The sequence below is a fragment of the Pseudomonas sp. HN8-3 genome (assembly GCF_020790195.1).
GTDB lineage: Bacteria > Pseudomonadota > Gammaproteobacteria > Pseudomonadales > Pseudomonadaceae > Aquipseudomonas > Aquipseudomonas synxantha_A.
In genome coordinates this window covers 2,805,095-2,816,759 of the sequence record NZ_CP086206.1, presented here as the reverse complement: position 1 = coordinate 2,816,759, position 11,665 = coordinate 2,805,095, and the positions used below count along the sequence as shown (strand labels likewise).

General features: G+C 59.2%; 10 protein-coding genes. 6 read left to right on the top strand and 4 right to left on the bottom strand.

The genetic code is table 11. The features are described from left to right. Positions 1-60: 60 nt before the first annotated feature. The gene (locus LJX92_RS12370) at positions 61-2,055 is read right to left on the bottom strand and encodes an alpha-1,4-glucan--maltose-1-phosphate maltosyltransferase (protein ID WP_228309822.1); all 1,995 of its coding nucleotides are present in this window, start codon (positions 2,053-2,055) and stop codon (positions 61-63) included. A 204-nt stretch (positions 2,056-2,259) separates the two neighbouring features. Between LJX92_RS12370 and LJX92_RS12365 the strand changes: the two genes are divergently transcribed. Both LJX92_RS12365 and LJX92_RS12360 read left to right on the top strand, forming a co-directional pair. Then, positions 2,260-2,418: a hypothetical protein gene (locus LJX92_RS12365; protein WP_164699486.1), complete on the top strand. Its 159-nt coding sequence runs from the start codon at positions 2,260-2,262 to the stop codon at positions 2,416-2,418. 188 nt (positions 2,419-2,606) lie between these two features. Beyond that, complete coding sequence (locus tag LJX92_RS12360) at positions 2,607-3,614, top strand: M10 family metallopeptidase C-terminal domain-containing protein (RefSeq protein ID WP_228309821.1); 1,008 nt, start codon at positions 2,607-2,609, stop codon at positions 3,612-3,614. 10 nt (positions 3,615-3,624) lie between these two features. On the opposite strand, the gene LJX92_RS12355 is transcribed toward LJX92_RS12360, so the two are convergent. Continuing rightward, complete coding sequence (locus LJX92_RS12355; RefSeq protein ID WP_103734282.1) at positions 3,625-4,116, bottom strand: MgtC/SapB family protein; 492 nt, start codon at positions 4,114-4,116, stop codon at positions 3,625-3,627. A 118-nt stretch (positions 4,117-4,234) separates the two neighbouring features. Here LJX92_RS12355 and LJX92_RS12350 point away from each other — a divergent pair, with 118 nt between their 5' ends. The 4 genes from LJX92_RS12350 to LJX92_RS12335 all read left to right on the top strand — a co-directional run bounded on the left by LJX92_RS12350 (position 4,235) and on the right by LJX92_RS12335 (position 8,544). Then, a complete protein-coding gene (locus LJX92_RS12350; RefSeq protein WP_228309820.1) occupies positions 4,235-4,474 on the top strand; it encodes a DUF3203 family protein in 240 nt (79 codons plus the stop codon). A 184-nt stretch (positions 4,475-4,658) separates the two neighbouring features. Continuing rightward, positions 4,659-6,068 (top strand): cytochrome c oxidase accessory protein CcoG, encoded by a 1,410-nt coding sequence (gene ccoG, locus LJX92_RS12345; RefSeq protein ID WP_228309819.1) that lies wholly within the window; start codon positions 4,659-4,661, stop codon positions 6,066-6,068. Between the two features lie 533 nt (positions 6,069-6,601). After that, positions 6,602-8,011 (top strand): GntR family transcriptional regulator MpaR, encoded by a 1,410-nt coding sequence (gene mapR / locus LJX92_RS12340; RefSeq protein WP_005788562.1) that lies wholly within the window; start codon positions 6,602-6,604, stop codon positions 8,009-8,011. Between the two features lie 77 nt (positions 8,012-8,088). Beyond that, positions 8,089-8,544, top strand: a complete 456-nt coding sequence (locus LJX92_RS12335) for a hypothetical protein (protein ID WP_032875740.1) — start codon at positions 8,089-8,091, stop codon at positions 8,542-8,544. An 8-nt stretch (positions 8,545-8,552) separates the two neighbouring features. Here LJX92_RS12335 and LJX92_RS12330 read toward each other — a convergent pair whose 3' ends face one another. Beyond that, positions 8,553-9,299, bottom strand: coding sequence for an SDR family oxidoreductase (locus LJX92_RS12330; RefSeq protein WP_032875743.1), 747 nt, complete (start codon positions 9,297-9,299; stop codon positions 8,553-8,555). Positions 9,300-9,353: 54 nt separating this feature from the next. After that, positions 9,354-11,450 carry a putative bifunctional diguanylate cyclase/phosphodiesterase gene (locus LJX92_RS12325; protein WP_228309818.1) on the bottom strand — a complete coding sequence of 699 codons (2,097 nt, stop codon included), beginning with the start codon at positions 11,448-11,450 and terminating at the stop codon, positions 9,354-9,356. Positions 11,451-11,665: the final 215 nt, after the last annotated feature.

Sequence of the window (11,665 nt, the reverse complement as noted above, 5' to 3'; positions counted from 1 at the left end):
CTGAAATGGTGGCTGACAAATCGCTATCGCAGGCAGGCCAGCTCCCACAGGGGAACTCCATCAGCCTGGGGAATGGGTGATGCGCCAGATTCCAAAGGGCATCTGCGGTTCAAGCCGTGTCCATTGGGTCTTGCCGTACCAGGTCCAACGGTGGCCGTTCATCAAGTCTTCACCCTGGGTCTGGGCGTCATCCGGCAGGCCCAGTTCCCACAGCGGTAGTTCAAAATGGGCTTCCTGAGCGTTAAAGGGATCGAGGTTGACTGCCACCAGAATGAAGTTGCTGCCATCTTCGCTGCGCTTGCCGAAATACAGGATGTTGTCGTTCCAGGCGTTGTAGAGCTTGAGCCCCAGGTGTGTGTGCAGGGCCGGGTTCTGCCGACGGATACGGTTGAGTTGGGCGATCTCGGCAATGATGTTGCCGGGGGCGGTGAAGTCCCGCGGGCGGATTTCGTACTTCTCCGAATCCAGGTATTCCTCCTTGCCCGGCACTGGCGCGGCTTCGCACAGTTCAAAGCCTGAATACATGCCCCACAGGCCCGAGCCCATGGCCGCCAGCGCGGCACGAATCAAGAAGCCGGCGCGCCCGGACTGGTGCAAAAAGCCTGGGTTGATATCAGGTGTATTGACGAAGAAGTTCGGCCGGTAGCATTCGCGCCACGGCGACTGGTTCAATTGCGTCAGGTACTCGCTCAACTCGGCCTTGGTATTGCGCCAGGTGAAGTAGGTGTAGCTCTGGGAGTAGCCGACCTTGCCCAGGCGCGCCATCATCGCCGGAGTCGTAAAGGCCTCGGCGAGGAAGATCACCTCAGGGTATCTGGACCTGACATCACTGATCAGCCATTGCCAGAATGGCAGCGGCTTGGTGTGGGGATTATCGACGCGAAAGGTCTTCACGCCCTCTTCCACCCAACCCACCACAATATCGCGCAGCTCTGTCCATAAGCCCGGAATCGCATCCGCCGCATAAAAATCGACGTTAACGATGTCCTGGTACTTTTTCGGCGGGTTCTCTGCGTATTTAATCGTGCCATCGGGGCGCCAGTTGAACCAGCCAGGGTGCTGTTCAAGCCACGGATGGTCCTGGGAGCATTGGATGGCAAAGTCCAGCGCAATTTCCAGGCCGTGGTCGGCAGCGGCTTTGACCAGGCGACGGAAATCCTGACGACTGCCCAGTTGCGGGTGAATCGCCTCGTGCCCGCCCTCCTCGCTGCCGATGGCATAGGGGCTGCCCGGATCATCGGGGCCGGCGGTGAGTGAGTTGTTCTTACCCTTGCGATGGCTGCGGCCGATGGGATGGATCGGCGGGAAGTACAGCACGTCAAAGCCCATGTCGTGGATCATCGACAAGCGCGAGTGCACGTCATTGAATGTGCCGTGGCGGGCCGGATCGTCGGTGATCGAGCGGGGAAACAGCTCATACCAACTGGCGAACTGCGCCGCCTCACGCTCTACGTCAATCGGGTAGGCGGGGCTGATGCTCAGATAAGCGCGATGATCGGCCTGGGTCATCAGGTGTGCACTGTCTTCGTGCAGGAACAACGCCACCTGCTCGGTTTCCAGCAGGCCCGACAATTCGTGGTGCAGCAACATCAAGCGGTCGCGCAATTCGTTGTCACTGCGCTCGGCGGCCTGCAACACCAGGCTACGGCCCTCCTGCAATTCAAGGCTGACCGGCACCCCGGCCTCGTGTTTCTTGCGCAGTTCATAGCAGAAGCTGGCGAAGGTATCGATCCATGCCTCGATGCAGTATTCATGCGGACCGAGGTGGGCGACGGTGAACGCGCCCTCCCAGCCATTGTTACCGACATCGGTCATGACCACGCTGTGCCAGCTTTCATCCTCCAGCGCGTGCCAGCGGATCAGCACCGCCAGTTTGTCGTGGCCATCGGCGAACACTTTACTGGTGACATTGACGCGCTGGCCGACCACGGCCTTGACGGCAAATTCCCCCTTGTCGATCACCGGCATGGTGCTTTCGATAGCGATCCTGGGTAACAACAGCGCTTGCGACAACGGCAGTGCGCAGCCCTCTGGAGCCAGTATTTCAGCAGTCATCGAGCATCTTCCCCTTACGCCCCGTGGACGCTCTTTGCTTGATCCGAATTCAAGTACGGCGACGCTCTCCCTGAGCAGAGCCGTTTAAAGTCCGAGCCTGGGCGCGCGGCAAAAGTTCAGGTGGATATGTGGCCGCCGGGCGGGGAATCAATTCCCCAAGGCAATGGTCCACCCATAGAGCCAAGCACAAAGGAGGCCACACTGATGAATATCCCAATACCCCCTGAACCCGAAGATCCGAATATCGATGCCCCGCCCTTGCCGCCTTCGGAGCCGACGCCGGCGCCAAAGCAGGAACCCCCTGAAGATGAGCCACCCGCAGCGCAAGAACCGCCCACGACCACGCCGCCGGTCATCGTCTGAGTCACAATGATGGAGGTTCGCTCGGGAGGGGCCAGGCTGTTCTTCAACTCGAGCGAGCCGCAAAAAATCGAACTCTCCTACAGACACTGGGAACAAGCCTGAATGCTCGCGTGACTGCAGGTTTATATATTTACCTCGCACTCAACCCATCTTCCGATGGGAAGTTCTGATCCTATCGCGAGGACACCATGTCGACTATCAACCCTCAGCACTTTTCCCGCACGCAGCCATCGCCACCTGGACACTCCAGCGGCGCCCAAGCTCAGGGCCGGCCCACACAGCAGCAGGTGGACGCGTTGCTCAACGCTGGCCCGAACTGGTCCGTTACGCCCAAGGCACCGGACCGTGCACAGCAATCGCCTGACACGCGTTCCAATCAGACCTCTCCTGAGCAACACGCAGACGCGACGAAACGCGTGAGCGATACTCATACACTATTGACCCCGGAAACAATCAACGCGCTACAGGGCAATCCGGACTCTGCCCAATCTCGTGCGATCAAGTCCGAACTCGAATGGATTTTTCAGCCAGAAAACAGGCGCGCAGCGTTACGTGGGCCCGACGCCAAAGCGAACCGCAAAAAATTTGAAGAGATGAGCGTCGTGCTCAATGCCGGTGCCAGGAACCTGAACTCAGCCAAGCACAAAACAACAGAAGAGGTAATGAATAAATTCGCCTTTGAAAATATCGAGGCCCTGCTCGGGGCATTTGACGGCGACGCCTCGAGCTCTTTTGGCCGTCTCGATAACTCACTCGCAGAGTTAGCCAAAATCAAACAACACTATTCCAGGATGGACTCGACCTATAAAACCTTAAGCAATACCTGCGATTCGCTGGCCAAGGAAAAGCTCGACGCGTCACAAGCAGATGCCACGCCACCGCCATCGGCCTCCGACACTGGCCACGACAGCTCTGCAACCTACAGCTTCCGCTCTGCCAGTGAATCCACACTCGAGTCTCCTCAAGAGATCCGGAATTTCAAATCCCAAGACAAACTGAACCTGACCGGCATTCAGAAACAGTTGAACACCCCGCTGCGGTGGGTTGAGCGCCGCCCAGAGTCGATCGGGGAGATACAGATTCAATATTCGCCCAATAAAAATGTCAGCGTGGTAGTCATTGCTGATGCTCCAGGCAAGCCACCCTTCGTACTGAAGGTGTTTGGTGAGGTGCGCCAAAGCAACATCGTGACCTGATGGCTGGGTATCACTTTTCCACTAACTTGACGATTCTCGGCATGATGCTGAACACCGCCAGGGCCAGCAACGTACTGAGTACCGCCGTCGATTCACGCCCCATGCCCGCCGCCACCCCGATGGCGGCGGTCATCCACAACCCGGCAGCCGTGGTCAGGCCCTTCACATGCTGGCCCTCTTCATCTTCCTTGCCCTTGAGGATAGTGCCGGCGCCAAGGAAGCCGATGCCCGCAATCACCCCTTGAACCACCCGGCTCATGGCGTCTGCCTGGTTGCCGGACATCTGCGGCACCAGCACGAACAGCGCCGCGCCAAGCGCCACCAGCATATGAGTGCGCACGCCCGCCGCCTTGCCCTTGTGTTCACGCTCAAAACCCAGGATGCCACCCAGGATCGCAGCGATCAGCAGGCGCACAGTCACTTGAGTGAGTTGCCGGGCATCGGTGATGTCGGCGAACTCGGCTTGCAGGGTTTGCCACACTTGTTGCCACCAGACGTCCATGGATGCGCTCCTTTTATTATGAGTAAAGAATAGACCGCACAGACCGCCAGTCAGTTGCCCGGAACCCGTGCGCATGGCAGTCGCCTAACGCTGCACAGTTCACAAAACGGAGATCGTCATGACCGTACACATCGAAAATCATCTGTGCTACTTCACGCTCGACGAAAACGGCCAGGAACAAAGCCTGCCCGCCACCCGGGTGACCATCCTTACCGATCACGACAAAGCCATGTCTTATCTGGAATTGGCGGGTTCTCGCATCTACATCACCGAAGCCGAGGCGGACGCCCTGACGGTTGAAGGCGCCACCGATGGCCGTCAGCACGTGAAGGCCGACGAACCGGGTTCGGTGATTTAATTGATCTGCGTCAGCCCCTTCGATCGATCGCTGCACCTTATTGACGCTGGGGTGCAGCACATTGACGCAGATGGGTACATCCAGCCCATCTGATCCGCTTTATATCGCCATACCTGAGTCTGTTATGCAAACAGCCTGTCGCCCATAGTGCATTGGCCTGATGGAGGCTGATGAGCGAACGACCATGAGCGAACGAATCCCAACCGTGGAAACCTTTGAGCCCATACACCCAAAGAAGGTGAAGGCCAAATCCAGCGATAACCTGATCCATACCCGCAGCTTTACCGGCCTGTTCCGCACCTTGCGTGTCAGTGGAACGGCTTTGCTGTTCCTGGCCTTTTTCGGCACCGTATGGCTGAACTGGGGTGGGCGCCAGGCCGTGCTGTGGGACCTGGCGCACAGCAAGTTCCACATTTTCGGCGCCACCTTCTGGCCGCAGGACTTTATCCTGCTCTCGGCGCTGCTGATCATCTGTGCCTTCGGCCTGTTTGCGATCACGGTGTTTGCCGGCCGCGTCTGGTGCGGTTATACCTGCCCGCAAAGCTCGTTCACGTGGCTGTTCATGTGGTGTGAAAAGATCACCGAGGGCGAGCGCAACCAGCGTATCAAGCTGCAGGCGGCCCCGTGGAGCCTGAACAAACTCGCGCGACGCTCAGCCAAACATACGCTGTGGCTGGGCATCAGCGTGCTGACCGGGCTGACCTTTGTCGGCTACTTCACGCCCATCCGCCCTCTCGCCGTCGAACTGCTGACCTGGCAAATCGGCGGGGTGAGCCTGTTCTGGGTGCTGTTTTTCACGGGCGCTACCTACATCAATGCCGGCTGGTTACGCGAAGCGGTGTGCATGCATATGTGCCCGTATGCGCGATTCCAAAGCGTAATGTTTGATAAAGACACCCTGACCATTTCCTACGATACCGCCCGCGGCGAACGCCGTGGCCCGCGCAAACGCGAAGTGCAGCCAGCCGATGCAGGGCTCGGTGATTGCATTGATTGCCAGCTGTGCGTGCAGGTTTGCCCTACCGGCATCGATATCCGCGACGGCCTGCAAATGGAATGTATCGGCTGTGCGGCCTGCATTGATGCCTGCGACTCGATCATGGACAAAATGGGCTATGCCCGGGGTTTGGTGAGCTACACCAGTGAACACCAACTGCAGGGTGGCAAGACTCATCTGCTCAGGCCACGCCTGATCGGCTACAGTGCCGTACTGCTGGTAATGATTGCCGCGTTGGTGGTGGCCTTGATTGAACGGCCGATGGTGTCGCTGGATGTCACCAAGGACCGCGGCATGTTTCGCGAAAACAGCCAGGGTTTGATCGAGAACATCTACAGCCTCAAGGTCATCAACAAGACCCAGCAACGCCAGGACTACCGGGTGGAACTGGTGGATGCCGACGGGTTCCAGTTGCAAGGCAAGACCCGGATCAGCCTGGCGCCCGGAGAAATCGTCGATATGCCGGTGTCAGTGGCACTGCTGGCCGAGAAGCCGGCGAGCAGCTCGCAGAGCCTGCGCTTCAAGGTGACAGATGTGGATGAGCCCTGGATCTACAGCGCCGCAGACAGTCGCTTCGTCGCGCCGTTGAACCGCTGACAATCCGCCAATGTGGGAGGGGGCTTGCTCCCGATAGCGGTGGGTCAGAACAGTTTTGGTTACTGACACCCCCTCATCGGGACATAGGTATCTACACAATTTTTTAGGTTGTAGAAGCCGACGGTAACTACGATGCGAAGCGAGCCGCTCTTGATCTTGATCTGTTTTTGATCTTAAGCGCCCCGTCAAACCACGCTGGCCGGAATTCGACAGGGATTCTGGGCCGGCATTCCGGCTTTTCGAAAGTGACCCGCTGTAAGAGCGGAACCATAAGTGGCCGTTACCGCAGCAATGGATATGTACTCGGTATAACTGTGTCGGCTGCCTGGCCGCCTTCGCGAGCAAGCCCGCTCCCACATTTGGATCTCGGAGCATCAGATAGATATGCGCTGGCTGACTGGTCGTCACGGGAGCAAGCTCCCTCGCCACAGGTACAGCGCCGTACCAAAAATGTGTAGATACCTATGCTAATCGTGGGCAAGCTCCCACACACACTTACCCGGCGTACAGACTGAAAACTGTTTAAGGCTGCCATGAAACGCTACGAAAAATTCGCCGATGACATCGCAGAACTGATCCGCTCCGGCGTCCTTGGCCCAGGTCAGCGCGTACCGTCGGTGCGCTATGCCAGCCAGACCTACGGCGTCAGCCCGTCTACCGTGTTCCAAGCGTATTACTTGCTGGAACGCCGTGGCCTGATTCGCGCGCGGCCGCGTTCGGGCTACTTCGTCAACACCCATGCGCCGAGCCCGTTTTCCGAGCCAGTGGTGAGCGAGCAGGTGCATGAGTCCACCCATGTGGACGTCAGTGAATTGGTGTTTTCGGTACTCGACTCCATCAAAGACCCTAATACAGTGCCCTTCGGCTCGGCCTTCCCCAGCCCGATGCTGTTCCCGTTGCCGCGCCTGGCCCGCTCCCTGGCCAGCGCCAGCCGCGAAATGGACCCGCGCCTGGTGGTCACCGACATGTCGCCGGGCAACCCGCAACTGCGCCGACAGATTGCCCTACGCTACATGGTCGGCGGCCTGATGCTGCCCATGGAGGAGCTGCTGATTACCAACGGTGCCCTCGAAGCGCTGAACCTGTGCCTGCAAGCCGTGACTGAACCGGGCGACCTGGTTGCCATCGAGGCACCGGCGTTCTACGCCTGCCTGCAAGTGCTGGAGCGCCTGAAACTCAAGGCCGTGGAAATCCCGGTGCACCCGCGCGATGGTATTGACCTGAACGCCTTGGCACAAAGTCTTGAGCGCTACCCAATCAAGGCCTGCTGGACCATGACCAGCTTCCAGAACCCCATGGGCGCCACCCTGCCCGAAGCAAAAAAACAGGCGCTGGTAGAGCTGTTGCGCAGCCATCAGGTGCCGTTGATCGAAGATGATGTCTATGCCGAGTTGTACTACGGGCAACACGCGCCAAAACCGGCCAAGGCGTTTGATACCGAAGGGCTGGTGATGCACTGCGGCTCCTTTGCCAAGAGCCTGGCACCGGGCTACCGCGTCGGCTGGGTCGCGGCCGGGCGCTTTGCGCAGAAGGTCGAGCGCCTGAAACTGATGACCTCGCTGTGCCCGTCGATGCCGGCCCAGGCGGCGATTGCCGACTACCTGCAACACGGCGGTTATGACCGGCATCTGCGCAAATTGCGCTATGCCCTGGAAGAACAGCAAAGCGCCATGCTGGCGGCCATCGCCCGCTACTTCCCGGCCCAGACACGGGTCAGCCAGCCGGCGGGCGGTTATTTTCTGTGGTTGGAATTGCCGGAGCAAACCGACTCGCTGAAATTGTTCCAGATGGCCCTGGCCCAAGGCATCAGCATCGCACCGGGGCCGATTTTTTCAGCGACCCAGCGCTTCAGAAACTGCATACGCTTGAACTATGGCAGCCCATGGAACGAAGCCTCGGAAAAGGCCATGGAGACGCTGGGGCGGATAGTGCGGTCTTTTTAACGGCGCGAAACACAGCCCGTGGAACCGTGTGCCATCAGGAACCACCTAGCTATGCCTATCCTCATGTCGAGATCGTCATGCGCATCAACCCTCTTGCGGCATCGACCGCCTATCGGCTTGGCGAAGGTCGCCCTGAAAATAACTGGCTTATTGCGCCGACTGCGCCCGAAGAACCTCCCGTCGGTGACCGTCGTACCACCCGGCAGATCATCAACGCCAATCCTGCGCTCAAGCACCTGTTCAAGCGCCGCGATAGCTACCCGGTGACAGACTTGCTCAAGCGCCGACTGGGGGACTGGACATTCGCCAACCCTGATGCCAAGGCCAGGGCCCACGCGGCCTATAACCTGGCGAGAGTGATTAACGTCCTCGACAATGTGAATGATCGCCGCGTCGGTAACAGCGAACGACACGACGGCAAGATCAATGGCTTTCACAACGCCGGCTATTCCACCCGAAAGAACTCAGAAGCCCGTCTACTTGTAGCATTCGCGGAAAACGGCTACGACGTGCTGCAAAACCTCGGGCAGTAAGCTGCTTTTCAGCGTCCGCCCCCTAGGTCTAAAAAGGTGCCGGTGGCGTATGAGGCCTTGTCCGACAGCAACCAGATAATCGCCTCAGCCACTTCATCCGGACGCCCGCCACGCGCCATGGGGATACCGGACTCCAACTTGCTGACGCGGTCCGGGTCGCCGCTCAGGGCGTGGAAATCGGTAAAGATATAACCAGGGCGTACCGCGTTGACTCGAATGCCTTCACCTGCGACTTCTTTGGACAGACCGAGGGTGAAGGTATCCAGAGCGCCCTTGGACGCAGCGTAGTCCACATACTCACCTGGCGACCCCAGCCGCGCCGCCACCGAGGACACGTTGACGATACTGCCACCCTGCCCGCCATGCCGAGGCGACATACGCAGCACCGCGTGCTTGGCGCACAGGATCGGGCCCAGCACGTTGGTCTTCATGATCTTCAGGATACGAAACTCGGACATCTCGTCGACCCGCGACTTTTGCCCCACAGTACCGGCGTTGTTGACCAGCGCCGTGACACGCCCCAATTCGGCATCCACGCGATTGAACAGCGCTATCACTTCATCTTCGATGCTGACATCAGCGCGCACCGCAATGGCCTGGGCGCCGAGGCCGCGCACTTGTTCAAGCACGGCATGGGCAGCCTTCTCGTCCGACTGATAGTTAATGCAGATGCGATAACCTTCGCGAGCAGCCAGCAAGGCCGTCTCGGCGCCAATCCCGCGGCTGCCTCCGGTGATGATGACGACTTTGTCCATGGCTACGGTCTCCTGATTCAACCTGATGGTTAGGGTTGGATCCAAGAATACCCGTCACTGATGGCTTTTGTCAGGCGCTGGCGCATCTTCGCCGGCGAGGATGTTTGCCATGAAATTGTCGGCCGGCAATGGATGCCCCAACAAATAGCCTTGCAAGGAATCACACCCCAGGCGGGTAAGGAAATTTTGCTGCGCTTCGGTTTCCACGCCTTCGGCAACGATCCGCAAGTCCAGGGCCTGGCCGAGGGCGACAATGGCCGAGACGATGGCGGCGTCGTCGCTGTCGTGCTCCAGGTCGCGTACAAAGCCGCGGTCGATCTTCAACTCGTTGGCCGGCAGGCGCTTGAGGTACATCAGGCTGGAGTAACCGGTGCCAAAGTCATCGATGGACAGGTCCACTCCCATGTCCGAGAGCTGCTGCAATACCGTCATGCTCGCATCGGCATCGCTCATGGCAGTGGTCTCGGTGATCTCCAGCGTGAGGCTGTTGGCGGGTAATTGGTGGCGCTCCAGAGCAGCCGCAACACTGTTGACCAACCCGGCATGACAGAACTGCAGCGCCGAAAGATTCACGGCGATGCGCCAGCTCTGATAACCCTGTGCGTACCACAGGCTCATCTGGCGGCAGGCTTCGTCGAGTACCCATTCACCGATGGCAATGATCAGCCCGGTTTTCTCCGCCAGCGCGATAAAAGCTGCCGGCAGCAACAAGCCCTGTTGCGGATGCTCCCAGCGCAACAACGCCTCGGCCCCCACGGCAATACCGCTCACCGCATCGAACTTGGGTTGGTAATACAAGCGAAACTCGCCGAGTTCAAGGGCATTGCGCAGGTCCTGCAACAATTGCAGTTGCTTGCGCGCATTGGTGTTCATTGACGCATCGAAGAAGCTGTAGCCGTTCTTGCCCATGCCCTTGGCGTGATACATCGCCGCGTCGGCGTTCATCAACAGCTCCTGGGGGTTATTACCGTTGCCCGGGAACATGGCGATACCGATACTCGCGGAGATTTTCAGCTCATGCTCGGCCACCGTGAAAGCGCGGTTGATCAGACCGACCTGACGCTCGGCCAGGCCCATGGCATCGTCCGGCTGGGTCAATTGCACCAGCAACACGAACTCGTCACCGCCAATACGGGCCAGGGTGTCCTGGCTGCGCAAGTCCTCGCGCAGACGCAGGCCAACCTCGCGCAGCAGTTGATCGCCCATGTGATGACCGAAGGCATCGTTGACCGGCTTGAAGCCGTCCAGGTCGATAAACATCAGCGCAAAGCAACCGCCCTGCTCGTACACCGCCTGAATGCCTTGTTGAATGCGATCCGCCAGCAGTGTGCGATTGGGCAAGCCGGTAAGCATGTCGTGCAGTGCCAGGTGGGTCAGTTCCTGGTTGGCCAGGGTCAAGGAATCGGCGAGTACAGCGGTGCGCGCCTCCAGGCGGGCATCCAGCAAGGAGGTCAACAACGCTATGACCAACACCGCAAGGGAGGTCACCAAGACCAGGTTATCCAGGCCCTTGCCGCTCAAGCCCGTTAGCGCGGCACCGCAGAAACTGTCATCGGCAAACTGCGCCGCGGCCATCCCGGTGTAGTGCATGCCGACAATGGCCACGCCCATCACCACCGCCGCCGCACCCCGCGCCAGGCGCACGTAAGGCGTATTGCGACGCAGGTTGAAGGCGATCCACAGCGCGGCGCCGGAGGCCATTACCGCGATCAACAACGAAGCGCCGAACAAGGTCGGGTCGTAGTCGATACCCGGGGTCATGCGCATCGCTGCCATGCCGGTGTAGTGCATGCTGGCGATACCGGCACCCATCACCAGCGCACCGAACGCCAGTTGCCAGGCCGGCAGACGTGGCTGGCTGACCAGCCATAAGGCGAAGCCACTGGATAACACAGCGATCAACAGCGACAGCGCAGTGATGCCCAGGTCAAACCCGAGGGCAAACGGCAGGCGCAGGGCCAACATGCCGATAAAGTGCATGGACCAGATGCCCACGCCCATGGCTGCTGCGCCGCCGGTAATCCATAGGTAAACGGCACGCCCCTTCGTCGTAGCGATACGCCCGGCCAGGTCCAACGCGGTGTAGGACGCCAGCATTGCAACGCACAGGGAAATCACGACCAGGGAGGTTGAATAGCTACCGATCAACATGGGGCTTCTCGCAGGCAACAGGGCGTAAAAGCCCATGCCGGGTGGCAAAGCGGGCGATTGTAGCGAGAATGATTCTGGGGCAGGTGATTAATTAAGCAGATAGCCATTAGTCATTTTTTGGCGTCAATCTGCTGGCTTAATGCGGGTGTTTTTCAATACCTGTGGAAAGGGGCCTCCCCACTGTAGGAGCGAGCTTGCTCGCGAAGATCGTCAAC

What these genes read in the sequence shown, in the direction of transcription:
- LJX92_RS12330 (WP_032875743.1), bottom strand. Translation starts at nt 9,299, where the DNA reads ATGGACAAAGTCGTCATCATCACCGGAGGCAGCCGCGGGATTGGCGCC.
- LJX92_RS12360 (WP_228309821.1), top strand. Translation starts at nt 2,607, where the DNA reads ATGTCGACTATCAACCCTCAGCACTTTTCCCGCACGCAGCCATCGCCA.
- LJX92_RS12365 (WP_164699486.1), top strand. Translation starts at nt 2,260, where the DNA reads ATGAATATCCCAATACCCCCTGAACCCGAAGATCCGAATATCGATGCC.
- LJX92_RS12355 (WP_103734282.1), bottom strand. Translation starts at nt 4,116, where the DNA reads ATGGACGTCTGGTGGCAACAAGTGTGGCAAACCCTGCAAGCCGAGTTC.
- LJX92_RS12325 (WP_228309818.1), bottom strand. Translation starts at nt 11,450, where the DNA reads ATGTTGATCGGTAGCTATTCAACCTCCCTGGTCGTGATTTCCCTGTGC.
- LJX92_RS12370 (WP_228309822.1), bottom strand. Translation starts at nt 2,055, where the DNA reads ATGACTGCTGAAATACTGGCTCCAGAGGGCTGCGCACTGCCGTTGTCG.
- LJX92_RS12350 (WP_228309820.1), top strand. Translation starts at nt 4,235, where the DNA reads ATGACCGTACACATCGAAAATCATCTGTGCTACTTCACGCTCGACGAA.
- mapR (WP_005788562.1), top strand. Translation starts at nt 6,602, where the DNA reads ATGAAACGCTACGAAAAATTCGCCGATGACATCGCAGAACTGATCCGC.
- LJX92_RS12335 (WP_032875740.1), top strand. Translation starts at nt 8,089, where the DNA reads ATGCGCATCAACCCTCTTGCGGCATCGACCGCCTATCGGCTTGGCGAA.
- ccoG (WP_228309819.1), top strand. Translation starts at nt 4,659, where the DNA reads ATGAGCGAACGAATCCCAACCGTGGAAACCTTTGAGCCCATACACCCA.